This window comes from Streptomyces endocoffeicus (assembly GCF_016741935.1).
Lineage (GTDB): Bacteria > Actinomycetota > Actinomycetes > Streptomycetales > Streptomycetaceae > Streptomyces > Streptomyces endocoffeicus.
Map to the genome: position 1 here is coordinate 161382 of NZ_JAERRG010000002.1, position 24211 is coordinate 185592.

Annotated in this window: 22 protein-coding genes; 5 read left to right on the forward strand and 17 right to left on the reverse strand. The window is 71.1% G+C overall.

The features are described from left to right. Positions 1-25: 25 nt before the first annotated feature. From JK364_RS58000 to JK364_RS08710, 4 genes are all read right to left on the reverse strand, one after another. The gene (locus tag JK364_RS58000; protein ID WP_372461935.1) at positions 26-460 is read right to left on the reverse strand and encodes an MvdC/MvdD family ATP grasp protein; all 435 of its coding nucleotides are present in this window, start codon (positions 458-460) and stop codon (positions 26-28) included. Positions 461-552: 92 nt separating this feature from the next. After that, positions 553-792, reverse strand: a complete 240-nt coding sequence (tgmA, locus tag JK364_RS08700) for a putative ATP-grasp-modified RiPP (protein ID WP_201849243.1) — start codon at positions 790-792, stop codon at positions 553-555. A 200-nt stretch (positions 793-992) separates the two neighbouring features. Further along, positions 993-1175 carry a hypothetical protein gene (locus JK364_RS08705; protein WP_201849245.1) on the reverse strand — a complete coding sequence of 61 codons (183 nt, stop codon included), beginning with the start codon at positions 1173-1175 and terminating at the stop codon, positions 993-995. Beyond that, entirely contained in the window at positions 1172-1768 is a 597-nt protein-coding gene (locus JK364_RS08710; protein WP_201849247.1) for a hypothetical protein, read from the reverse strand. The genes JK364_RS08705 and JK364_RS08710 overlap by 4 nt, the downstream gene beginning before the upstream one ends. 150 nt (positions 1769-1918) lie before the next feature. Between JK364_RS08710 and JK364_RS08715 the strand changes: the two genes are divergently transcribed. Both JK364_RS08715 and JK364_RS08720 read left to right on the forward strand, forming a co-directional pair. Beyond that, positions 1919-3175, forward strand: a complete 1257-nt coding sequence (locus JK364_RS08715) for a helix-turn-helix domain-containing protein (RefSeq protein WP_201849249.1) — start codon at positions 1919-1921, stop codon at positions 3173-3175. Positions 3176-3192: 17 nt separating this feature from the next. Next, positions 3193-3666: a hypothetical protein gene (locus tag JK364_RS08720; RefSeq protein WP_201849251.1), complete on the forward strand. Its 474-nt coding sequence runs from the start codon at positions 3193-3195 to the stop codon at positions 3664-3666. Between the two features lie 42 nt (positions 3667-3708). Here JK364_RS08720 and JK364_RS08725 read toward each other — a convergent pair whose 3' ends face one another. The 8 genes from JK364_RS08725 to JK364_RS08760 all read right to left on the reverse strand — a co-directional run bounded on the left by JK364_RS08725 (position 3709) and on the right by JK364_RS08760 (position 11707). Continuing rightward, a complete protein-coding gene (locus JK364_RS08725) occupies positions 3709-4071 on the reverse strand; it encodes a hypothetical protein (protein WP_201849253.1) in 363 nt (120 codons plus the stop codon). Continuing rightward, on the reverse strand, positions 4068-4700 hold the full coding sequence (locus tag JK364_RS08730; RefSeq protein ID WP_201849255.1) for a sigma-70 family RNA polymerase sigma factor: 633 nt from the start codon (positions 4698-4700) through the stop codon (positions 4068-4070). Before JK364_RS08730 ends, JK364_RS08725 begins: the two co-directional genes overlap by 4 nt. A gap of 69 nt (positions 4701-4769) precedes the next feature. Continuing rightward, positions 4770-5198, reverse strand: coding sequence for a hypothetical protein (locus JK364_RS08735; RefSeq protein ID WP_201849257.1), 429 nt, complete (start codon positions 5196-5198; stop codon positions 4770-4772). 386 nt (positions 5199-5584) lie between these two features. After that, positions 5585-5980 (reverse strand): D-ribose pyranase, encoded by a 396-nt coding sequence (gene rbsD, locus JK364_RS08740; RefSeq protein ID WP_201849266.1) that lies wholly within the window; start codon positions 5978-5980, stop codon positions 5585-5587. Continuing rightward, a complete protein-coding gene (rbsK, locus tag JK364_RS08745) occupies positions 5977-6903 on the reverse strand; it encodes a ribokinase (RefSeq protein WP_201849268.1) in 927 nt (308 codons plus the stop codon). Before rbsK ends, rbsD begins: the two co-directional genes overlap by 4 nt. 73 nt (positions 6904-6976) lie before the next feature. Further along, positions 6977-8926, reverse strand: a complete 1950-nt coding sequence (locus JK364_RS08750) for an ABC transporter permease/substrate-binding protein (RefSeq protein WP_201849270.1) — start codon at positions 8924-8926, stop codon at positions 6977-6979. Beyond that, on the reverse strand, positions 8916-10433 hold the full coding sequence (locus JK364_RS08755) for a sugar ABC transporter ATP-binding protein (RefSeq protein ID WP_201849801.1): 1518 nt from the start codon (positions 10431-10433) through the stop codon (positions 8916-8918). Before JK364_RS08755 ends, JK364_RS08750 begins: the two co-directional genes overlap by 11 nt. Before the next feature lie 257 nt (positions 10434-10690). Beyond that, positions 10691-11707 (reverse strand): LacI family DNA-binding transcriptional regulator, encoded by a 1017-nt coding sequence (locus JK364_RS08760; protein WP_201849272.1) that lies wholly within the window; start codon positions 11705-11707, stop codon positions 10691-10693. 186 nt (positions 11708-11893) lie between these two features. Here JK364_RS08760 and recD2 point away from each other — a divergent pair, with 186 nt between their 5' ends. Both recD2 and JK364_RS08770 read left to right on the forward strand, forming a co-directional pair. Continuing rightward, on the forward strand, positions 11894-14137 hold the full coding sequence (gene recD2, locus JK364_RS08765) for an SF1B family DNA helicase RecD2 (RefSeq protein WP_201849274.1): 2244 nt from the start codon (positions 11894-11896) through the stop codon (positions 14135-14137). A 151-nt stretch (positions 14138-14288) separates the two neighbouring features. Then, positions 14289-15578 (forward strand): citrate synthase, encoded by a 1290-nt coding sequence (locus JK364_RS08770; RefSeq protein WP_043237162.1) that lies wholly within the window; start codon positions 14289-14291, stop codon positions 15576-15578. Between the two features lie 673 nt (positions 15579-16251). Here JK364_RS08770 and JK364_RS08775 read toward each other — a convergent pair. The 3 genes from JK364_RS08775 to JK364_RS08785 form a co-directional block, all read right to left on the reverse strand. Next, positions 16252-18675: a heavy metal translocating P-type ATPase gene (locus JK364_RS08775; protein WP_201849275.1), complete on the reverse strand. Its 2424-nt coding sequence runs from the start codon at positions 18673-18675 to the stop codon at positions 16252-16254. 85 nt (positions 18676-18760) lie between these two features. Beyond that, positions 18761-18985: a heavy-metal-associated domain-containing protein gene (locus JK364_RS08780; protein WP_201849277.1), complete on the reverse strand. Its 225-nt coding sequence runs from the start codon at positions 18983-18985 to the stop codon at positions 18761-18763. Positions 18986-19195: 210 nt separating this feature from the next. Next, positions 19196-19855, reverse strand: a complete 660-nt coding sequence (locus JK364_RS08785; protein WP_307841197.1) for a TetR family transcriptional regulator — start codon at positions 19853-19855, stop codon at positions 19196-19198. A 167-nt stretch (positions 19856-20022) separates the two neighbouring features. On the opposite strand from JK364_RS08785, the gene JK364_RS08790 reads away from it, so the two are divergent. Then, the gene (locus tag JK364_RS08790) at positions 20023-22416 is read left to right on the forward strand and encodes an MMPL family transporter (RefSeq protein WP_201849281.1); all 2394 of its coding nucleotides are present in this window, start codon (positions 20023-20025) and stop codon (positions 22414-22416) included. A 184-nt stretch (positions 22417-22600) separates the two neighbouring features. On the opposite strand, the gene JK364_RS08795 is transcribed toward JK364_RS08790, so the two are convergent. After that, positions 22601-22810: a helix-turn-helix transcriptional regulator gene (locus JK364_RS08795; protein WP_201849283.1), complete on the reverse strand. Its 210-nt coding sequence runs from the start codon at positions 22808-22810 to the stop codon at positions 22601-22603. A gap of 275 nt (positions 22811-23085) precedes the next feature. Continuing rightward, positions 23086-24105, reverse strand: coding sequence for a Gfo/Idh/MocA family protein (locus tag JK364_RS08800; protein ID WP_201849285.1), 1020 nt, complete (start codon positions 24103-24105; stop codon positions 23086-23088). Positions 24106-24211: the final 106 nt, after the last annotated feature.

The following is a 24211-nucleotide window of genomic DNA, read 5'->3' on the forward strand; positions in this document are numbered from 1 at the left end:
TCCAGGGTGTGAGCGATCGAAGCAGTTAGGGGGATTTCCGGACTGTTGAGCCATGCCCACTGGCCCGAGGGGTTCGCCTCCAGAAACGTCCACCGACCATCCGGCCGCACGATGAAGTCCATCGCAGCGTAGGTGAGGGCCAGTCGAGCCATGTATCCGCGCACTCCGTTGAACACATCGGCTGGTGTCTCGATCGGGAGGCCCTGGACGGGTGGTTCATCCACCGGGCGGCGAGACTCATGAGTACGCCGCCAAGACCGATACGGGCAGCGCCCCGCGCCCAGTGGGCGTCCGACTCCGACAGCTCGGGGAACCGGAACAAACTCGGCCGGTTCCAGTAGATCGCCTTGATATCGGCTAGTGCGACGCTTCTGTGCTCGGTGGAGAGCGAGCCAACCCACTGGCCGTCAACGTTGTTGGCCCGTAGCTCCAGTTCGCGAGGGAAGTCAGCGGTATCCATGCGGAACACGGGGATATCGGAAGCGGACAGCCCCTCCACGACGAGATCGGTTCCCGCCTCGAAGGGGCCATCCACCACCAGAACGGTGTGGGTCACTCAATCGCTCCGGGGTCCCCACCCTCGTCGCTCGGCGGAGGGTTGTTGATGTCGCCGTCCTGGTTGGTCTTCTGGGATGTGGCCATGGTCGTCAGCGGAGTGCCGTCCTCGAACCTGGCCGTCTGGCCGACGGGGTCATAGACCGGGCGAGGCTGCGGGACCACGGCCAACGCGGCGGGCCGGAAGCGTGCTCCGGCTAAGGCGTACGGGCGGATGCTGCTTGGCGCGGTGCTCACGGGGGCACTGGTCTGAAGGGGGAGGGGCGCAACCAGTTGCATGTTCTTCCTCTCACTCGGTGGATGGGGAATCACCTCTCCAGCGCTGTGCACTTCAGCGCCGGAGAGGGAGTCAATTGGTGGGTGCGGCGGGCCCCGTCGGACGGCACGGAAGGCAAGCAGTCCAGCCCTTGCGGGGAGGAACTGGTGTCGGCGGTGCTTCATCCGGCATCACTCTCAGATCGAGCCAGTCGCGCTGCCTCCTCATAGGCGCGCAGCAGCCGCTCCCCGGTCTCACATCCGGCGCCGGGCGTTCGGCAGGCCAGGCACCCCGCGGCGTGGTCGATGGCCGCGCGCCAGGCCTCGTTGGCGAACGGGTCCTTGGTCTGCTCGACGGCCGTCATCGGACCCGCCCATCGTGCTGGTCCGCGGCCGCGCTGGTGAGGGTCCACCGGCGGCGGCCGTTCCTCGGGTAGCTGGTGGCATGCGTGGGGCAGGCGTAGACGGTCTTGTCGACAGCGTCACCGCTCTCCACCACGACCGGGATGGGTTCGTTCGTGGGCAGCCGGCAGCGGTAGCAGAGCTGGCGGCCCTCAGGTACGCGCCCGTATTCGGTGCGGTCGGCCTCGGCCAGCGCCTCCCACAGGCGCCAGGCGTCGGTCAGGTAGTGGTCGGCCGAGAGTGGTACGCGCCAGTGAGTGCTGGGGCCCTTCGTCCAGGCGGCGGGGGGTACGCCGAGGTAGGTGCTCTCGTCGGCCAGCTCGGCGAGGACGCGGACCTGCCGCAGGCGCCATCTCTCGGCGGAGCCCACGGTGACTAGCCAGTACAGGGGGCCGTGCTTGTCCTGAATGACGGCACCGGTCTCGTCACCGAGCCGATGCAGGGCGCGTTCGCCGATGGTCGGGGCCGCGCGCACGGCGTCCCACCATCTGCCTGCGGGTAACGCCTCGATGTCCTGCTTGTTCGGCGGTGTCCAGGACAGGGCTTCGACACTCATGCGTCTCCTTCCCGATTACGGGTAGTGAGGAGACGAAACCGTGCGTCATGCCGTATCTACCAGCGCTGACCCGCGACGCGCATACGGGTATGCAGCCAGCGCATACCCGTAACGGGCAAACGGCGAGACCCAGGTACCAACGGGAGTGGCATGAACTGGTCTTCACAGTCGATTCGGGACGCCGCCCGCCAAGGTGACTACGGGCGGGTCGTCAGCCTGGCCCGCTGCGACGCTGGCGTCTCCCAGAGCCAGCTCGGCGACGCCTGCGGGATCAGCCAGTCCGCCGTCTCTCGTCTCGAAGGGCGCGGCACAGCCTCATACGACATGACCATCCTGGCGAGAGCCGCCACGCACCTGCACATTCCCCCGCGTCTGGTTGGCCTCGCCGACCACACAGCGGCGCATGTCGCCGAGAATGGACCGCACGACGTGCACCGGCGCAACTTCCTCGCGGGGACCGCAGCGGCGATTGCCACACCGGCCCTTTCGGCTCGTCACGCCGAGCCCACAGACACCGGCCAGGCCGCGACTCTCCGTGTGGCCACTACAGCCTTCCGCCGGCTGGATGGCTCCACCCCCTCCCGGCAGCTCTCCGAGCCAGTCCTGGCCCACCTGCGGCTCACCCAGACCATCACCAGCGACGCCGAAACGCCCGAGCAGCGAGCCCGCTTGGCCGCAGTGGGCAGTGAAGCAGCGTCCCTCGCGGGTTGGCTGGCCTGGGACATGAACGACCTCGGATCGGCGCGCACCTGGTACGGCGCAGCCGTCAAGGCCGCGCGTACCTCCGGCGACCGACTACTCCTCGCCTACCAGCTCGGCAGCCTGGCCGGATTCGAGGCAGACGCCGGGAACGCTGCCCAGGGGCTTGCCCTCGTCCGCTCAGCTCGTCGCCAGTTGGGCGACACAGCACCGGCCATCGCCACCGCGTGGCTCGGGGCGATCGAGGCACTGGCACACGCGGCGGCGGGGAATCGTCCCGCCACGGAAACCGCGCTCGACCAGGCCGCCCGCAGTACCGACGCCGTCCAGGACGAACAGCCGCCACCGTGGCCGTGGGTGTTCACCTTCACCCACACCAAGGTCGCAGCGACCCGGCTCACTTGCGGCGCACGACTCGGTCTCCCTGCATGGGTGGCCGCCTCCCAGGACGCAGCCGCAGCGGCCCTCACATCGAGCCACGAGAAGCAGCGCGCGTTGCTCATGCTCGACTTGGCCGCCGCGAAACTGACGTCCGGTCGACTGGATGGTGCGTTCGCTCTGGCCGGGCGGGCACTTGCGACGGGGGCACGGTATCGGTCAGGCCGGATCATCGAGCGCGCCCGTGGGCTCCGACGGTCCTACACTTCGACGACTCCACCCAGGGTTGTCCGCGAGTTCGACGACCGACTGCACGGCATCTACCTATGATCACGAAGGAGCGGCCCATGCGCCTCGGCATCACCGGCCACCGCGGTCTTCCCCCAGAGACGGAGGGATTGGTCCGCCGGACCCTTCAAGAGGAACTTGCGCGCTACGGTCCTGACCTGATCGGGGTCTCGTGCATTGCCGACGGCCCGGACGCCTGGTTCGCCGAGCTGGTGCTGGAGGCTGGTGGTCGCCTTGAAGTGGTGGTCCCTGCGGAGAAGTACCGCGAGGGCCTGCCGGAGGAGCACCACCCGACCTATGACCGTCTCATCCAACAGGCCGCCGACATCCACCGCACAGGCATGGTGGAGTCAGACTCCCAGGCGCACATGGCCGGAAGCGAGATTCTGGTGAGCGTGGTGGATGAGCTGGTCGCCGTTTGGGACGGGCAACCGGCCCGTGGGTACGGCGGCACGGCCGATGTCGTGGCCTACGCCGAGCGCACCGGTGTCCGGTCTCGGGTGATCTGGCCGGAGGGTGCTACCCGCGACTGACCGAGGGCGCGGCGTATCACCCAGCGCGTGCGGGGCGGCCGGTCAGCGCTGGGCGGTCGGGACGGAGGTCGAGGGTGGGGTGGCGGGCGGAGAGGTGGGGGAGGGCCGGGTCGGAGCGCCGGTGTTGGGGGATGGGACCGAGGTGGCCGGAGGGGAGGTGCTGGGGTCTCGTGCGGGCGGTGTTGGGTGCGGGCGTTCCGGGGAGCCGGACAGCAGCAGGAAGGCCACGGCCGCCGCTGCCGCCACCGTCACGGCGACGGCGGACACGACCCGCCGGACCCGCCGCGCGCCCCAGGCCGGGCCGGTGGGCGGCCGGTACGGGGACAGATCGTGGGCGTCGATGAGCCGCGCACGGGCGTCGAGCGCGGCGCGCAGCCGTTCCTCGGTGGGGGAGGGAGTGCTCATCGGGCCGCCTCCAGCAGCTTCTCCAGGGTGACGAGCGCACGGCTCGCGGTCGACTTCACGGTGCCTCGGGAGACCCCCAGCGCCTCGGCTATCTGGGCCTCTGTCAGCTCCGACCAGTAGCGCAGCACCAGCACCTCGCGCTGGCGCGGGGTGAGTTCCGAGAGCGCGTCGAGCACCTGCCGGTGCTCCTCGGCGAGCAGCAGCGGCTCGTCCACGGGCGCCCCCGGCCCCTGGTACGGCGGGGTGTACGCGCGTGCCGTACGCCGTCGGCGCAGCACCGAACGGGCGGCGTTGACCACGGCGGTGTGCAGATAGGCGTGGGCGTCCTGGAGGCTGTCCAGCTTTGAGCCGTGGCGGCGGCAGACGGCGGCGAAGGCGTCCTGGACGACATCCTCGGCGGTGTGCAGGTCGTCCACCAGGAAGACCGCCAGCCGGATCATGTCCAGCCGCCGGGCCCGATACAGATCGTCCAGCGTGGGGCCGGGCTCCCCGTCGCCCCGGCCGCCCACCGGCCGCAGCGCCCGCAGCCGCCGCCCGGCGCGCGGTGTCTCCACCGGCGGTGTCGAGGCGGTCGTCCGGGCACGGCGGAGCAGCCGGGCCCACCAGGGCAGGACAAGAGTGAGCTGCATCGTCCTCGTTCACCTCATCGGTGCGGCGGGACCGGCTCCGGATCCGGCCCCGCCCCACCCGTGGTCGGGCTAGCGGCTGGCCTTGGTGGGCGCGGGCTTGGTGGGCTCGGGCACGCTGGTGGGCGAGAGAGTGGGCGCGGGCTTGGTGGGCTCGGGCACGCTGGTGGGCGGCAGCGTGGGCTCGGGCTTGCTGGTCGGAGGCTTGGTGGGCTCGGGCCTGCTGGTGGGGGGCTTGGTGGGCTCCGGCCTGCTGGTCGGCGGCTTGGTCGGCTCGGGCTTGGTGGTCGGCGGCTTGGTCGGCTCCGGCTTGCTGGTGGGCGCCTTGGTCGGCTCCGGCTTCGAGGTCGCCGCCGGGACCGGCTTGGCCGGGCGGGAGTGGTCGGAGGTGGCCGCCTGGGCGGCGATGCCCCCGCCCACGATCAGGGCGACTCCGGCGGCCGACCCCAGGATCCAGGGGCGCAGACGGCGGTTCGGCTTCTTGGCGCGGACGTGCTGCATACGGAACGACTCCCGAAAGGATTGAGCGAACGCTGATGGGCGAGGCGTGCGCCGAGGATCCGAGGATCCGAGGATCCGAGGACCCGAGGACCCGAGGACCCGAGGACCCGAGGACCCGAGGACCACGAGGACCCGTTCCGGAACCCGCCTTCAACCCACCAGACGTGCGGCCCTACCCGAGGTTGTCGCGGACCGGAAAAATCTTTCGCCGATCGCCGTGCAACCGTTCCGCCCCTTGGCGGGTCGTACCTGGCATCGGGCTTCCTGGGGGGATCCGGGGGGGATTCGAGAGGAAGCCCTGGGAGGGGAAAACGAGGGGCCCGGACCACGGCCGGGCCCCTCGAAATATCACACCGCGCCCCGGGGGCGCCCGCGCGCCGTACGCCTCAGAACGGCACTCCGCACCGCAGCAGTACGTTCGCGTACGGCCGCGCCTCGCCGGTGCGCACCACCAGCCGCGCCCCCGCCGTCAGCGTCTTCAGCTCCTCGTGCGGGACCAGAGCCAGCGCGGGAGCCGGGAAGAGGCGGTCGAGCAGGGTGGTCGCCCCGGGGTTGTGGTCGCGCACCTCCCGCGCCGCCGTGGCCCCTTCGACCACCAGCTCGTCCAGCAGCCCGGTGAGCACCCGCTCGAAGGACGGCACCCCGGCCGTGAAGGCGAGGTCCACCACGAACGGCCCGTCCGGTATCGGCAGGCCCGCGTCGCACACCATCACCGTGTCGGTGTGGCCCAACAGGGCGATGCCCGCGCTCAGATGGCGGTTGAGGATCCCGGACCGCTTCACGGGGCCGCCACCTCCTCGGCGCTCGGGAAGGACGCCTGCGCCCCTGCCCGGGTCACCGCGGCCGCGCCCACGCGCACCGCGAACCGCACCGCCGTCACCAGGTCGTCGTCGGTGCCGAGGCGCCAGGCGAGCGCGCCGGTGAAGGCGTCCCCGGCGCCCGTGGTGTCCACGGCCGTCACCGCGGGACTGGGCACGAGCACCGTACGGTCGCCGTCGGCGACCAGCGCGCCCTCGCCGCCCAGGGTCACCACGACCGAGCGCGGACCGCGCGAGAGCAGGGCGTCGGCCCACTCCTCGGGGTCGTCGGAGGAGCCCGCCTGGTCGTCGCTGAGCAGGAACCGCGCCTCGTGCTCGTTGACCACCAGCGGATCACAGGCGGCCAGCACATCGGTGGGCAGCGGCGCGGCCGGCGAGGGGTTGAGCACCACCCGCGGCCCGGGGCGGCCGCCGAAGCCCGCGGCCGCCGTGCGGACCACCTCGGCGACCGACTCCAGGGGGATCTCCAACTGCACCGAGACCACCCGCGCCGCGGCCAGCAGGCTCGCCGCGGCGCGGACGTCGCCGGGGGTCAGCCGGGCGTTGGCCCCCTGGGAGACCACGATGCTGTTGTCGCCCGAGGGGTCCACCGTGATCAGCGCGACCCCGGTGGGCGCGCCGCCGACGAGCACGCCGCCCGTGTCGACCCCGGCCGTCCGCTGCGAGTCCAGCAGCAGCCGGCCGTAGTCGTCGTCGCCGACCCGGGCCAGCAGGGCCGTCCGGGCCCCCAGCCGGGCGGCGGCGACGGCCTGGTTGGCGCCCTTGCCGCCCGGGTGGACCACCAGGTCGGACCCGAGGACCGTCTCACCGGCCCCGGGGCGGCGGTCGACTCCGATCACCAGATCGGCGTTGGCCGACCCCACGACCAGCAGGTCGTAGTCGTGCATCCGCGCGTCCTTTCGTTTGTCACTTCGCAGTGACCACCTTCACCCGTCACTTCGCGGCGACGACCTTCACCCGTCACTTCGCGGCGACGACCTTCACCGGCACCTTCACCGTGCCGTCGATCTTCTGCCCCTTGGCGGCCCTGACGGCGTTCTCCACCACCATCCGGCCCAACTCCTTCGGCTGCTGGGCGACGGTCGCGGCGAGGGTGCCGTTCTCGACGGCCTTCAGCCCGTCCGGGGTGCCGTCGAAGCCGACGACCGCGACGGACTTGCCCGCCTTGGACCCGAGCGCCTTGACCGCGCCGAGCGCCATCTCGTCGTTCTCGGCGAAGATCCCGTCGATGCCCGGGTGGCCCTGGAGCAGATTGGTGGTCACATCCAGTCCCTTGGCCCGGTCGAAGTCGGCGGTCTGCTTGCCGACGACCTTGATGTCCGGGTACGCCTTGAGGCCCTCCGCGAAGCCCTTACCGCGCTCACGCGAGGCCGAGGTGCCGGGGGTGCCCTGCAGCACGAGGATCGTGCCCTTCTTTCCGAGCCGCTCGGCGAGCGTCTTCGCGGCCAGCTTGCCGCCCGTGATGTTGTCGGAGGCCACCAGGGTCGCGATCTTCGCCTTGTTGACGCCGCGGTCGGCGGCGAGCACCGGGATGCCCGCCTTGTCGGCGGCCCGGACGGACGGGCCCGCGGCATCGGAGTCGACCGGGTTGATGATGATCGACTTCATGTTCTGGCTGGTGAAGTTCTGGATCTGATTGGCCTGCTGGGAGGCGTCGTTCTGGGCGTCGGTGACCGTAAGGCTGATCCCGGCGCGCTTGGCCTCCTCCTGGGCGCCCGCCTTCAGCTGTACGAAGAAGGGGTTGTTGAGGGTGGAGACCGACAGACCGACCTTGGTGTCCGCGCCCCCGGAGGAGCCGGAGCGCCACATGGAGGCGCCGAAGGCGATGGCGGCGACGACCACGGCGGCCAGCGCGAACTTGCCAGCGTTGACGGCCTTCTTACGGCCGCCACCGGACGGTCCGCCCGCCGCGGCCCCGGGCGCGCCCGGTCCGGCCCCGGCGCGCCGGCGCACCGTGTCCATCAGCACCGCGAGCGCGATGACGACACCGATGACGACCTGCTGCCAGAAGGCGGACACCTCCAGCAGGTTGAGCCCGTTGCGCAGCACCGCGAGGATCAGCGCGCCGATGAGCGTGCCGGACGCCTTACCGACGCCACCGGACAGGCTGGCGCCGCCGATGACCACCGCGGCGATCGCGTCGAGCTCGTAGCCGACCGCCGCCTGGGGCTGCGCGGAGGACAGCCGGGAGGCGAGCACGATGCCCGCGACGGCCGCGAAACCGCCGGAGAGGGCGTAGATGACCAGCTTCTGGCGGGTCACCCGGATCCCGGAGAGCCGGGCCGCCTCCTCGTTGCCGCCGATCGCGTACATCGCCCGGCCCGGGTACGTACGGCCCAGCACACCCGCGGTGATCAGGCCCATCACGACCATCACGATCACCGGGACGGGCAGCCAGCCGCCGAGGGTGTCCCCGAGGCCGGACACCGAGTCGGGGACGGCTATCGGGCTGCCCTGGGAGATCACCAGGGCCAGGCCGCGGCCGATCGACAGCATCGCGAGCGTGGCGATGAACGGCGGCAGCTTCCCGAAGGAGACCAGCGCCCCGCTGACCAGACCGCAGGCGACACCGGTGATGAGCGCCAGGAGCACCGCGAACCAGACCGGCAGCCCCTGTGAGGTCGCGGACCAGGCGAGCACGGTGGCGGACAGCGCGGCCACCGAGCCGACCGACAGATCGATGCCCGCGGAGACGATGACGAAGGTGACGCCGAAGGCGAGAATCGCGGTGACCGCCGCCTGGACGCCGACGTTGAGGAGATTGTCGGTGGTGAGGAAGTCGCCGGACAGCAGCGCCATGGCGGCCACCAGCAGCACCAGGGCGCTCAGGGCGCCGTTGTCGAGCAGCACGCGGCGCAGCGCCGACGAGCTCCCGGGGTCCTTCGTGGCGTCAATCGTGTCAGTGGCCACGGGAGCCCTCCTTTTCCTTGCCGCCGACCCCTTCGTCGGCGTCCTTGACGTCCTTCACTGCCAGGGCCATCACGGCGTCCTGGGTCGCTTCCCGCGCGGTCAGTTCGCCCGCGATCCGGCCCTGGGCCATGACCAGGACCCGGTCGCTCATCCCCAGCACCTCGGGCAGATCGCTGGAGATCATCAGCACGGCGTGGCCGGACGCGGTGAGTTCGTTGATGAGCTGGTAGATCTCGACCTTGGCGCCCACGTCGATGCCGCGGGTCGGCTCGTCGAGGATCAGCACCTTGCTGTCGGCGAGCAGCCACTTGCCGATGACGACCTTCTGCTGATTGCCGCCGGAGAGGGTGCGCACCCGCTGGTCGAGACCGGCCATCCGGACGGCCAGCCGCTCGGCGACACCGGCCGCCGAGCGCCGCTGGGCGGCCCGGTCGACCAGCCCGGCGCGGGTGGCGGCGCGCAGCGTGACCAGGCCCAGGTTCTCCTGCACGGAGCCGTCCAGGACCAGGCCCTGACCCTTACGGTCCTCGGGGACGAGGCCGATCCCGGCCCGCATGGCGGCCACCACGTCATGGCCGGGCAGCGGGCGGCCGAGCACCTCGACGGAGCCGGAGTCGTACGGGTCGGCGCCGAACAGCGCCCGGACGACCTCCGTACGGCCCGCGCCGACCAGTCCGGCCAGGCCCACCACCTCCCCGGCCCGCACCTCGAAGCCGATGTCCCGGAAGCTGCCGTTCCGGGTGAGCCCCCGGACCTGCAGCAGCGGCTCACCGGCGTCCCCGCGCTCACGCGGGTACTGCTGCTCGATGGAGCGGCCCACCATCAGCCGCACCAGCTCGTCCTGGTCGGTGCTCGCCGGGACCTGGGTGACGCTGCGGCCGTCGCGCAGCACGGTGACCCGGTCGCCCAGGGCGGCGATCTCCTCCAGGTGGTGGGTGATGAAGACGACGCCCACACCGTCCGCGCGCAGGGTGCGCACGATCCGGAAGAGCTTGTCGACCTCCTCGGTGGTGAGCACGGCGGTCGGCTCGTCCATGATCAGGACGCGGGCCTCCAGGCTCAGCGCCTTGGCGATCTCCACCATCTGCAGCCGGGCGATGCCGAGGTCGCGGACGCGGGTCCGGGGCGAGACGTCCACCCCCACACGGGCCAGCAGCTCGGCGGCCCGCGCGTCCATGGCCTTGCGGTCGATCATGCCGAAGCGGCGCGGCTGACGGCCCAGGAAGATGTTCTCGGCCACGGTGAGGTCCGGGACGAGGTTGAACTCCTGGTAGATGGTGGCGATCCCGAGCCGCTCGGCGTCCTGCGCGCTGTTGATCCGCACCGGCTCGCCGTCGACCAGGATCCGCCCGCCGTCGGGGCGGTGGGCGCCGGAGACCATCTTGATCAGCGTGGACTTGCCCGCGCCGTTCTCGCCCAGGAGGACATGCACTTCGCCCCGGCGCAGATCGAAGTCCACCCCGTCCAGCGCGATCACCCCGGGGAAGGTCTTACGGACCCCCTCCATGCGCAGCAACTCCGCTCCGCCGCCGCCCGTGCCCACGGCCTCGGCGTCCGCGCGCTCGGCCGCCGTGCCCGCTCCCGGGGCCGTTCCCGGGGCCGTTCCCGTGCCCGCTCCCGGGGCCGCGGCGCCCGGAGTCGAGGCGCTGCCGGGGGAGGGCGTGGACGTGCGGGACTGGGCGTCCGAGGGCGTGGGGCCCGGGTTCGACGCCGCCGACGCGGCGGCGTCGGCGGCACCGGGAGAGGACGGCTCGTGCTCGGCACTCATGGCTTGCTCCCTTCGGGCTCGCCGCACGAGCGGCGGGTGATCAGACGGGCGGACAGGGTCACCGACTCGGCGGGCCGCCCCTCGACGAGATCGATCAGCGCCGTCACGGCGGCTCGGCCGAGCGCCCCGGTCGGCTGGGCGATGGCGGTGATCGGCGGATCGGTGTGGACGAACCAGGGGATGTCGTCGAACGCGGCGAGCGCCACGTCGTCCGGCACCCGCAGGCCCCGCGCGCGGATCTCGTCCATCGCGCCGAGCGCCATCAGGTTGTCTGCGGCGAAGATCGCGTCCGGGGGGTGCGGCAGATCGAGGAAGCGGGCGGTCACCCGGCGGCCGCTGTCCGCCTGGAAGTCGCCCTGGCCGATGTGGTCCTCGCGCAGCTCCAGGCCGAACTCGCGCAGCGCGGAGCGGAAGGCGTCCACCCGCTCGCGGCCGGTCGTGGTGGCCGCGGGGCCCGCGATGATCGCGACCCGGCGGTGGCCAAGGGCGCACAGATGGGCCACCAGGGCGCGGATGGCTGCCCGCCCGTCGGTGCGGATCACCGGCACCCGGTCCAGGCCCTCGCCCTCGATCCAGCGGTCGACGAAGACCATCGGGGTGCCGGCGCGGGCGGCGGCCTGCATCATCGGGGAGCCGCCGTCGGTGGGGCTGACCAGCAGTCCGTCTATGCGGCGGTCCATGAGGGTACGCACATGGTGGTCCTGGAGGTCGGGCCGCTCGTCGGCGTTGCCGATGACCACGCTGTAGTCCAGCTCGCGGGCGGCGTCCTCGACCGAACGGGCCAGCTCGGTGAAGAAGGGATTCAGCACATCGCTGATGACCAGGCCCAGGGTCCGGGTCTGATCGGTGCGCAGTGAGCGGGCCACCGCGTTGGGGCGATAACCGAGGTCGGCGACCGCGGCGAGCACCCGTTCGCGGGTGTCCGCGCGGACGGAGGGGTGGTCATTGAGCACCCGTGAGACCGTCGCCACGGAGACCCCGGCACACCGCGCCACATCCTTGATGGCCGGCATCGTCCACCTCCTTGTGGAATCGATTACATGCGATTGGAATCGATTACATGGAAGGAGGCAAGGGTTCGGCCCCCGGTGAAACCGGATCGTGATATTCCGCCACCGGACACCCACCCGCGTTCCTGCCCCACGGGCGTTGTCCACAGGCCCGAACCGCCTGTCGGCTCCCGGCGGTACGGTCGGGGCATGCTCAAACTCGCGGTGGTGGAAGGGGTCCTGGAGCGGATCACCTACGCCAATGAGGAGAACGGCTATACGGTCGCGCGGGTCGACACCGGCCGTGGCTCCGGCGATCTGCTCACCGTCGTCGGCTCGCTGCTGGGTGCCCAGCCGGGCGAGTCGCTGCGGATGGAGGGCCGCTGGGGTTCCCATCCGCAATATGGCAAACAGTTCACGGTCGAGAACTACCAGACCGTCCTCCCCGCCACGGTCCAGGGCATCCGGCGCTATCTCGGCTCCGGGCTGATCAAGGGCATCGGACCCCGGATCGCCGACCGGATCACCGAGCACTTCGGCGTCGACACCCTCGACGTCATCGAACAGGAGCCCAAGCGGCTGGTCGAGGTCCCCGGCCTCGGCCCCAAGCGCACCAAGATGATCGCCGCCGCCTGGGAGGAGCAGAAGGCCATCAAGGAGGTGATGGTCTTCCTCCAGGGGGTCGGCGTCTCCACCTCCATCGCGGTGCGGATCTACAAGAAGTACGGCGACGCCTCGATCTCGGTCGTGAAGAACGAGCCGTACCGGCTGGCGGCCGACGTCTGGGGCATCGGCTTCCTCACCGCCGACAAGATCGCCCAGTCGGTCGGCATCCCCCATGACAGCCCCGACCGGGTGAAGGCCGGTCTGCAGTACGCGCTGTCCCAGTCCGCCGACCAGGGCCACTGCTATCTCCCCGAGGAGCGACTCATCGCGGACGCGGTCAAGTTGCTCCAGGTCGACACCGGCCTGGTCATCGACTGCCTGGGCGAGCTCGCGGCGGAGGACGAGGGCGTGGTGCGCGAGCCGGTCCCGGGCCCGGAGGACGGTGAGCCGGTCTCCGCCGTCTATCTGGTGCCCTTCCACCGCGCCGAGATCTCCCTCGCGGGCCAGGTGCTGCGGCTGCTGCGCACCGAGGAGGACCGGCTGCCCGCCTTCCGGGACGTGGACTGGGACAAGGCGCTCGGCTGGCTGGCCGGCCGCACCGGCGCCGACCTCGCCCCCGAGCAGAGCCAGGCGGTGCGGCTCGCGCTGACCGAGAAGGTCGCGGTGCTCACCGGCGGGCCGGGCTGCGGCAAGTCCTTCACCGTGCGGTCCGTGGTGGAGCTGGCCCGCGCCAAGAAGGCCAAGGTGGTGCTCGCGGCGCCCACCGGCCGGGCCGCCAAGCGGCTGTCCGAGCTGACCGGCGCCGAGGCGTCGACCGTCCACCGCCTGCTGGAGCTCAAGCCCGGCGGGGACGCGGCGTACGACCGGGACCGCCCGCTCGACGCGGACCTGGTGGTGGTCGACGAGGCGTCCATGCTCGATCTGCTGCTGGCCAACAAGCTGGTCAAGGCCGTCCCGCCCGGTGCCCATCTGCTCTTCGTCGGCGATGTGGACCAGTTGCCCAGCGTGGGCGCCGGGGAGGTGCTGCGCGATCTGCTGGCCCCCGGCAGCCCCGTCCCGGCGGTGCGGCTGACCCGGATCTTCCGCCAGGCCCAGCAGTCCGGAGTGGTCACCAACGCCCACCGGATCAACGAGGGGGTGCCGCCGGTCACCCAGGGCCTGTCCGACTTCTTCCTCTTCGTCGAGGACGACACCGAGGAGGCCGGGCGGCTCACGGTCGATGTCGCGGCCCGCCGCATCCCCGCGAAGTTCGGCCTCGATCCCCGCCGTGACGTGCAGGTTCTGGCCCCGATGCACCGCGGCCCGGCGGGCGCGGGCACGCTCAACGGACTGCTTCAGCAGGCCATCACCCCGGCCCGCCCGGACCTCCCGGAGCGCCGCCTCGGAGGCCGGGTCTTCCGCGTCGGCGACAAGGTGACCCAGATCCGTAACAATTATGAGAAAGGGGTCAACGGGGTCTTCAACGGCACGGTTGGCGTCGTCACCTCACTCGACACCGATGAGCAGCGGCTGACCGTGCGGACGGACGAGGACGAGGAGGTACCGTACGACTTCGACGAGCTGGACGAGCTGGCTCATGCCTATGCGGTGACCATCCACCGGTCACAGGGCAGTGAGTACCCGGCCGTCGTGATCCCGGTGACCACCGGGGCCTGGATGATGCTGCAGCGCAACCTCCTGTACACGGCCGTGACCCGTGCCAAGCGCCTTGTGGTGCTGGTCGGCTCGCGCCGCGCGCTGGGTCAGGCGGTGCGCACCGTCTCGGCGGGCAGGCGCTGCACCGCGCTGGATCACCGACTCGGCGGCGATGTGACAGTCGAGCGTGTCAGATGGGTTTCCGAACGATGACGAACGGGGCAGGATGGCCGTGTAGGCGGCACTGAGTGCCGCCAAAAGGCCCTTCGGCCGACCCCGAGTGCACATTCGCTACCCGAGTAGGGGAAGGTGGGGGGAGTCAGGGCACCTCGAAGAAGAGAACCAGACGTCGGTGAGGGATGACGTGAGCGACAACTCTGTAGTACTGCGGTACGGGGACGGCGAGTACACCTACCCGGTGGTCGACAGCACCGTCGGCGACAAGGGCTTCGATATTGGCAAGCTGCGCGCCCAGACCGGTCTGGTGACCCTGGACTCCGGTTACGGCAACACCGCCGCGTACAAATCCGCGATCACCTATCTGGACGGTGAGCAGGGCATTCTGCGTTACCGCGGCTACCCCATCGAGCAGCTGGCGGAGCGCGCCTCCTTCCTGGAGACGGCCTTCCTGCTGATCAACGGGGAGCTGCCGACCGTCGATGAACTGGCGGCATTCCGTGGGGAGATCACTCGCCACACGCTGCTGCACGAGGACGTCAAGCGGTTCTACGACGGCTTCCCGCGTGACGCCCACCCGATGGCGATGCTGTCCTCCGTGGTCAGCGCGCTGTCGACGTTCTACCAGGACAGCCACAACCCCTTCGACGAGAAGCAGCGCAACCTCTCGACGATCCGGCTGCTGGCCAAGTTGCCGACCATTGCCGCGTATGCGTACAAGAAGTCGGTCGGCCACCCCTTTGTCTACCCGCGCAATGACCTCGGCTATGTCGAGAACTTCCTCCGGATGACCTTCTCGGTCCCCGCGCAGGAGTACGACCTCGACCCGACCGTGGTCTCCGCGCTCGACAAGCTGCTGATTCTGCACGCCGACCACGAGCAGAACTGTTCGACCTCCACGGTCCGGCTGGTCGGTTCCTCGCAGGCCAATATGTTCGCCTCCATCTCGGCGGGCATCAACGCCCTGTGGGGCCCCCTGCACGGCGGCGCCAACCAGTCCGTGCTGGAGATGCTCGAGGGCATCCAGGCCTCGGGCGGCGACGTCGACACCTTCATCCGCAAGGTGAAGAACAAGGAAGACGGCGTGAAGCTCATGGGCTTCGGGCACCGCGTCTACAAGAACTTCGACCCCCGGGCGAAGATCATCAAGTCGGCGGCGCACGATGTCCTCTCCGCGCTCGGCAAGTCCGACGAGCTGCTCGACATCGCGCTCAAGCTGGAGGAGCACGCGCTCGCGGACGACTACTTCGTGGAGCGCAAGCTCTACCCGAACGTGGACTTCTACACCGGTCTGATCTACCGGGCGATGGGCTTCCCGACCGAGATGTTCACCGTGCTCTTCGCGCTCGGCCGGCTGCCGGGCTGGATCGCCCAGTGGCACGAGATGATCAAAGAGCCGGGCTCCCGCATCGGCCGCCCCCGCCAGATCTACACGGGTGTGGTGGAGCGCGACTTCGTCCCGGTCGAAGAGCGCTGACCCTCGTTTCTCCGGGTGCCCCCGTCCCGCTTGGGTCGGGGGCACTTCGCGCATTTGGGCGCTTGGCCCCCGGCCGGGTGCCCCTCTGAAAGGGCCGGGCACCTTCGTGCTCCGACCGCTTGGGTCTTCCGGCGAGTGAGCCGAAGGGGCGCGTCGCTGTCGAAAGGGAGAGCGCGCGCAGGGAGCGAGGGCTGCGATCGATATGCGGCTCCGCCGCGTGGGCGACCGAGCACGTCGACCGTCGACAGCGACTGAAGCGCCCCGGAGGCGAACCGAGCCTCAAAAAACAAGCGAGAAGCGCCCCGCTGCCGATCCCCCCACGGGTCGGAGCGGGGCGCTTCCCTTGCCCCGGAGCGGATTCCCCCCACGGGATCCGGCCGGGTGTCCACGGGCCCTTGCGGGCCGTATGGTGACGCGATCTGCCGGGACGCGTACCTACGGGAGGGCCGCTCAAAGCTCCCCGAGTACGTCGTCCCGGCTACGCGTAGCAGGATCCGTCCCCCAAGACGTATCCCCACCGTCCCATTAGACTCGCGACCCCCCTCAATGGTTACGTTGGGTTGTCTGTGATCTGCGTCTCTTGTCATAAGGGCCATAAAAGGGCAAGAGCCTCGATTTGAAGATCGAGGCTCCGCCGTATGGGTGTTGTGCGGCTTATGGGGACTTGGTGAATCTATGTGGACGCTGTGAAGGTCCGCAGTCGCAGACTGTTCGTCACTACGAAGACGGACGAGAACGCCATCGCCGCTCCCGCGATCATCGGGTTCAGCAATCCGGCCGCCGCGAGCGGCAGCGCGGCGACGTTGTAGCCGAAGGCCCAGAAGAGATTGCCCTTGATGGTGCCGAGGGTCCGGCGCGCCAGCCGGATCGCGTCCGCCGCCACCCGCAGGTCGCCCCGGACCAGGGTCAGATCCCCGGACTCGATGGCCGCGTCCGTGCCCGTGCCCATCGCGAGCCCCAGGTCGGCGGTGGCGAGGGCGGCCGCGTCGTTGACCCCGTCGCCCACCATGGCGACCGTACGGCCCTCGTCCCGCAGCCGCTTCACCACGTCCACCTTCTCCTGCGGCAGCACCTCGGCGATGACGTCGTCGATGCCGACCTCGCGGGCCACCGCCTCGGCGACCAGCCGGTTGTCGCCGGTCAGCAGGATCGGGGCGAGGCCGAGCGCCCGCAGTTGGGCGACCGCCTCGGCGCTGGTCTCCTTGATGGCGTCGGCGACCAGGAGGACGCCGCGTGCCTCGCCGTCCCAGGCCACCGCGACCGCCGTCTGCCCCTCGGACTCGGCCGCCGCCTTGGCGGTCGCGAGGTCCTCGGGCAGCTCGATGGCCCAGGCGCCCAGCAGCTTCTCGCGGCCCACCAGCACCGCGTGGCCGTCCACCATGCCCTGGACGCCGAGGCCGGGCTCGGAGCGGAAGTCCGCGGGCGCCGGGAGGTCGCCGATCCGCTCGGCCGCGCCGTCCGCGATGGCCCGCGCGATCGGGTGCTCGGAGGCGTGTTCCAGGGCGCCCGCGAGCCGTAGCAGCTCCCGCTCGTCCACGCCGGGCGCCGTGACGGCCCCGCGCAGCCGCATCTGCCCGGCCGTGACCGTTCCGGTCTTGTCCAGGACGACGGTGTCCACCCGGCGCGTGGACTCCAGCACCTCGGGCCCCTTGATCAGGATGCCCAGCTGGGCGCCGCGGCCGGTGCCGACCATGAGCGCGGTCGGGGTGGCCAGGCCCAGGGCGCAGGGGCAGGCGATGATCAGGACGGCGACGGCCGCGGTGAAGGCGGCGGCGGTGTCGCCCGTGGCGAGCAGCCAGCCCAGCAGGGTGCCGACGGCGATCAGCAGCACGATCGGTACGAAGATCCCCGAGACCCGGTCGGCGAGCCGCTGCACCTCGGCCTTGCCGTTCTGCGCGTCCTCGACCAGCTTGGCCATGCGGGAGAGCTGGGTGTCCGCGCCGACCCGGGTGGCCTCGACCACGATCCGGCCCGACGCGTTGACGGTCGCGCCCGCCACCGTGTCGCCGACCCCCACGTCCACCGGCACCGACTCGCCGGTCAGCATCGAGGCGTCCACGGCGGAGGAGCCCTCGACCACCGTGCCGTCGGTGGCGATCTTCTCGCCGGGGCGCACCACGAAGCGGTCGCCGACGGCCAGCTCGCCGACGGGGATGCGTACCTCGCGTCCGCCCGCCCGTCGCCCACCACCGCCCTCAATCGGGAGCGCTTCGCGCTCGCCCCTCTGGAACCCCCGTCGCCCACCACCGCCCTCAATCGGGAACGCTTCGCGCTCGCCCCCCTCGTACCGGAGCACCGCCACGTCCTTGGCGCCGAGCTCCAGCAGCGCGCGCAGCGCCGCGCCCGCCCGCCGCTTGGACTTCGCCTCCAGATAGCGGCCGAGGAGGATCAGCGCGGTCACTCCGGCCGCCGCCTCCAGGTAGATCGAGGACGATCCGTCGGTGCGGGAGACGGTGAGGTCGAAGCCGTGCCGCATCCCGGGCATGCCCGCGTGGCCGAAGAACAGCGCCCACAAGGACCAGCCGAGGGCCGCCAGGGTGCCGATGGAGACGAGGGTGTCCATGGTGGCCGCGCCGTGCCGGGCGTTCGTCCAGGCGGCCTTGTGGAAGGGCGCGCCGCCCCAGACGACGACCGGCGCGGCGAGGGTGAGCGAGAGCCACTGCCAGTTGTCGAACTGCAGGGAGGGCACCATCGCCAGCACCACGACGGGCAGGGACAGCGCGATGGAGACGAGCATGCGGTGACGCAGGGAGTCCGGCGCGGCCTCGCCGCGCGGGTCGGCCTCCGGTGCGGCGGCGCCCTCGGGGGCGCGGGGCTCGGGCACGGCGGGGCGCGGTTCCTCGGCGGTGTACCCGGTTTTGACGACGGTGGCGATCAGGTCGGCGACCTCGATCCCCTCGTCGTAGGTCACCTTGGCCTTCTCGGTGGCGTAGTTCACCGTGGCGGTGACGCCGTCGAGGCGATTGAGCTTCTTCTCGACACGGGCGGCGCAGGACGCACAGGTCATCCCGCCGATGGCGAGCTCGACCTGCGAGGGCCCACCGGCCGTCGCCGTGATGTCGGCGGCGGACCCGGCGGGGGGTGCCGTGCTGGTCATGTCTGGTCTCCTGGGAGGAGGGCCGGGCCGTGCGGCGACTGTATGAGCAGGGCGGCACGGTCCGGCGGGGGTTTGGTGGGGGCTCTCAGGCCCGGCCGGCGAGCTCGTAGCCCGCCTCGTCCACGGCGGCGCGGACGCTCTCGTCGTCCAGCGGGGCGGCCGAGACCACGGTGACCTGGCCGGTGGACGCCACGGCCTTGACGGAGGTGACGCCGTCGAGGCCGCCGATCTCCTCGGTGACGGCGCCTTCGCAGTGGCCGCAGGTCATACCGGTCACCTTGTAGACGGTGGTGACTGCCTCGGAGCTCATGGGGTTCTCCTGTGTGGGGTGAGCGTGACTGTCGGTGCGCAGGAGGCACCGGAATGCCTCAGCGTCTCCTGGCAATACCCACTCTATACCCCTAGGGGGTATGGATGGAAGCCGGTGGTGCGCCGGTCGGTGACGGGTGCGGGGCGCCCGCGCGCACCCCTCCGGGGCCCGGGGTGGGGGAGGGGCGGACGGCGAGGTGTGGCGCGGGGGTCAGGGCCGGGCGGGGACTCCCTCGGTGCCGAGCACCGGGGCGAGGTAGCCGTACAGGGCGGTCTTCAACTCCGTGACGTACGCCTCCCGTTCCGCGCCCTCATGGCCGAGGATCAGCACCAGTCCGGCCTTGAACAGGGCGAACGCCATGTTCGTGGTGTGGGTGCGGCGCTCGGGGGAGAGGTCGGGGTTGCGGACGCCGATCAGCTCGCCGATGCGGTCCTGGATCGAGTCGTGCAGGGTGGCGTGCTCCTCGAGGAAGTGGCCCGGCATGTCGGAGGACTGGAGCAGGGTCAGGAAGGCGGGGTTCGCGCAGTTGAACTCGATCATCGGATCGAGGACCGCGTCGATCAGTTCGCGCAGCGGTAGCGCGGCGTTCTGGAGGGTGAAGACCACCCCGTGGGTCTCCAGCATCCGGCGGTTGAGGCGCTCGCCGAGCTCGACGGCGATGGCCTCCTTGTTCGGGAAGAACTGGTACAGCGTGCCGGGGGAGACCCCGGCCTCGCGGGCGATGGCGTTGGTGCTCGCGGAGGTGTAGCCGGCGCGGCAGAAGACGCTGGCGGCGGCGTCGAGCAGCTGCTGGATCCGGCGTTCGCCGCGCGCCTGCCTGCGGCGTGGCTTCGCCGTCTCGTCGGGCTGGTCCGCCTTGCTCTCGCTCACCTGTTTTCCCCGGCTCTCCGTGTTCGATTGACAAACACGAGCGCCCGCTCGCATTCTTGAGAAACGCGAGCGGTCGCTCGTGTTTACCGCCCATGGTAATCAGCGACCCGTGCTGCCTACGGACATTTGGTGGCGGCATGGGGCACAGGTGAAGGGGACACCGCGCCATGACCGATGTCAACCGCCCACCCGACGACCGGATCGGAGGGTGGACCCGCCTGGTCACGGCGCGTCCTCGACTGTCTCTGCTGATCGCTTTGATCTTCACCGCGCTGGCCGTCGTAGCCGGGAGCGGGGTCGCCGACCGGATGGGAAGCGGCGGCTGGGAGGACCCCGCGTCCGAGTCCGCGTATGCCACCAAGGCGCTCGAGAAGCGCTTCCCCGCCTCCCAGCCCAATCTGATCCTGCTCGTCGACAGCGGCCGGAAGACCGTGGACGATCCGGCCGTCGCCGCCGAGGGCCGGGCACTGGCCAAGCGGCTCTCGGACGAGAAGGCGGTCACCGGGGTCACCTCGTACTGGGCCACCGGCGCGCCCTCGCTTCGCGCCCGGGACCGGGGCGAGGCGATCATCGCCGCGCGGATCCTGGGCGATGAGTCGGCGGCGGGCAAGGCGCTGGAGCGCATAGCGCCCCACTACCGGGGCGCCCACGGCCCGGTCGAGGTGCGGGTCGGCGGGATGGTCGCGGTCCGCCATGAGCTGCAGTCCACCATTCAGGAGGATCTGCTGCGGGCCGAGATGATCGCCCTGCCCATCACCCTGGTGCTGCTCGTGATGGTCTTCGGCAGCGCCGTGGCCGCCCTGCTGCCGCTCGGCGTCGGCATCGTCGCGATCCTCGGCACCGACGCGGTGCTGCGCGGGCTCACCGAGTTCACCGATGTCTCGGTCTTCGCGCAGAACCTGACCACCGCGCTCGGCCTCGGACTCGCCATCGACTATGCCCTGTTCATCGTGCGGCGCTTCCGCGAGGAGCTGGGCCGGGGCGCGGAGAAGCTGCCCGCCGTCGCGGCCACGCTGCGCACCGCCGGGCGCACCGTGCTCTTCTCGGCGCTGACCGTCGCCGCCTCGCTCGCCGCCATGCTGGTCTTCCCGCAGTACTTCCTGCGCTCCTTCGCCTATGCGGGGATCGCGGTGGTGCTGATCGCCGCCACCGCCGCCCTGGTGGTCCTGCCCGCGGCGCTCATCCTCCTGGGCGACCGGGTCAACGCACTGGATCTCACCCGGCTGCTGCGCCGTGGCCGCCCGGCCCGCGGCGGTGAGCCCGGAGCGGGCTGGGCGCGGCTCGCCCGGCTGGTGATGCGGCGCGCCCCGGTGTTCGCGCTGGCCACCGTCGCCGGGCTGGTCGCGCTGGGACTGCCGTTCCTGCGGGTGGAGTTCGGCACCGCGGACGACCGCCAGCTGCCGTCGAGCGCCGAGTCCCATATGGTGCAGCAGCACATCAGGGAAGGGTTCCCCGGCGGTCCCGGGGGCGCGGTGGAGGTCCTCGCCGAGGGCCGCGGCACCGGCACCAAGGCCCTCGCCGACTACAGCGCCAAGATCTCCGCCCTTCCCCAGGTGCTGCGGGTGGACAGCCCGGCGGGCCGGTTCGCCGACGGGCGGTTGGTGGCCGAGCCGGGGCCGGCGGAGGCGGCGCGGCTGTCCGAGGGCTCGGCGGAGATCACCGTGCAGCCCAAGGGCGAGGCCGTGGACACCGCCAGCCAGGACCTGGTGCGGACGATCCGCGCCCAGGAGCCGTCGTTCACCACCTCGGCGACCGGCACCGCCGCCGTCCTGGTGGACACCAAGGACTCCATAGCCGACCGGCTGCCCTGGGCCGCGGCCATCATCGTCGCCGTCACCCTGCTGCTGGTCTTCCTGCTCACCGGAAGCGTGCTGATACCGATTCAGGCCGTGCTGCTCAACGCGCTCAGTCTGACCGCGATGTTCGGCGCGGTGGTGTGGGTCTTCCAGGACGGGCATCTGTCCGGTCCGCTCTCCTTCACCACCTCCGGCGATATCGAGACCACCCTGCCCGTCCTGATGTTCTGCGTCGCCTTCGGACTCTCCATGGACTACGGGGTCTTCCTGCTCTCCCGGATCAAGGAGGAGTACGACCGCACCGGGGACCATCAGGCGGCGGTGGAGTTCGGGCTGCGGCGCACCGGCGGCCTGATCACGGCGGCGGCGCTGATCCTCGCCGTGGTGATGGTGGGCATCGGCACCTCGCGGGTCACCAACACCAAGATGCTGGGGCTGGGTATCGCCCTGGCCGTGCTGATGGACGCGATGGTGGTGCGCGGGCTGCTGGTGCCGGCGGTGATGAAGCTGACCGGCCGGGCCACCTGGTGGGCCCCGGGCCCGCTGCGCCGGCTGCACACCCGGTTCGGGCTGAGCGAGGGGGAGTCCACTCCCGCCGAGCACCGCGAGGGCTCCGGCACGGACGCCGCCGCCACCGGCGGCGATGCCGACGATCGCCGGTGCGGCGGCGAGGGCGGTCCTCACGGTGAGGACGGGGCACATGGTGAGGACGGCGTTCAAGTAGAGGGGAAGAAGACGCGGGACCGGGTGGGCACGGGCCACTAAGCAGGTCAGAGGACGTCCGATACGGTTCGGGCAGCCCCCCGAAGGGGCGCGGGGCTGTGTCGATGTGCGGCTCCGCCGCGGCTGTGTCGATATGCGGCTCCGCCGCGTGGGCGACCAGCCACGACGGCGCCGCAGTCGGCCGACGACCCATCGCGACACTTCCAGCGGAGCGCATGCGGCACCGCTAGTCCTTCTCGTCACGCCGGGCGCGGCGGTTGCCGGGTCTGCGGACCACCCAGGAGCGGATCGTATCCGCGTACCAATACGGTTTGCCGCCCTCCACATGATCGGGGGGCGGCAGCAGACCGTGCTTGCGATAGGACCGTACGGTGTCGGTCTGCACACCGATATGCGCGGCGATCTCCTTGTACGACCACAGCCTCCGGTCGGTCATCTCTCACGCCCTTCCGCAGGGCGTCGCGGTCACGGCCCGGTGGGACCGTCGGGGGAGCCACGGCGCGCCTGCTCACATTCCATCAGCCTGTGCCCGGTCAACGACGCTGAGTGAAGGGCGGCTCGGGGCTGTTGAACACCTGTGACGGAGGCGTGTGGAGATGTGACCGCTGTGACGCGCGAGTGACGCAGCGGACGAGACCCGGACACCATGACCACAGCGGGCCGGCCGTAAGGTCACGGCCGGCCCGCTGGGTGTCAGCTGGAGACGGGGTGTCAGCTGTAGAAGGCGGGGCGCTCGATCATCTCGACGACCGTGCGCCGGCCCGTGGCCTGGGCCCGGACCCCCGCCTCGCTGACGGCGGTCGCGGCATAGCCGTCCCAGGTGCTGGGGCCCTCGACCTCGCCGCGCCGGGTGGCGTTGACCCAGCTCTGCACCTCGCGGTCGTACGCCTCCTCGAAGCGGGCCACGAAGTCGGGGGCGATCTCCCCGCCCCAGGTGCCGGGCCGGTTGACCAGCATCCCGTGGGCGTCGCCGACGCGGGCGGTGCCGCGCTCGCACACCGCCTCCGCCTGCACCTGGTAGCCGAAGCCGCAGGTGGCGAAGATCTCCACATTGACGATCGCCCCGCCGGTGGTCTCGAAGACCACCAGCTGGGGGTCGCTGAGCGGCTCGGGCGACAGCGAGCTGGGGGTCGGCTTGAGCACGGTGACCGCGGCGATCTCCTGCTCCAGCAGCCAGCGCGACTGGTCCATCTCATGCACCACCGAGTCGGTGATCATCATCTCGTTGGTGAAGTACGAGTGCACCGAGGCATTGCGGTGGCGGCAGTGCAGCAGCAGCGGGCGGCCCAGCTCACCCCCGGCCAGCAGCGCCTTGAGCTTCATGAACTCGGTGTCGTAGCGGCGCATGAAGCCCACCTGCACCCGGCGGTGGCCCAGCCGCTGCTCGGCCTCCAGCACCCGCAGCGCGGACGCGGAGTCCGGGGTGAGCGGCTTCTCGCACAGCACCGGCAGATCGTGCTCGAACGCGCTGAGCAGCGCGGCCTCGTGCGCGGGCCCCGGCGAGGCGATCAGCACCGCGTCCACGCCGGGCGCGGCCATCGCGGCGGCCGGGTCGGTGAACGCCTGACAGCCGTCGGCGGTGTCGGCGACCGCCTTGGCCCGCGCCTCGTCGATGTCGACCACGGCGGCCACCCGGGCGCCGCTGATCACGTCGTTGATGCGGCGGACATGGTCGGCGCCCATCTTGCCGGTCCCGATGACGGCGACCCCGAGCGTTCCCTGCTGGGTCATAGACTGCTCTCTCTTCTCTCTCTGCTCTCTGGACGGTTCGAAAGCCCGTGTGGTGTGGGCGAAGGCCCGTGGGGGGCGAAGGCTCGTGGGGGCGAAGGCCCCTGGG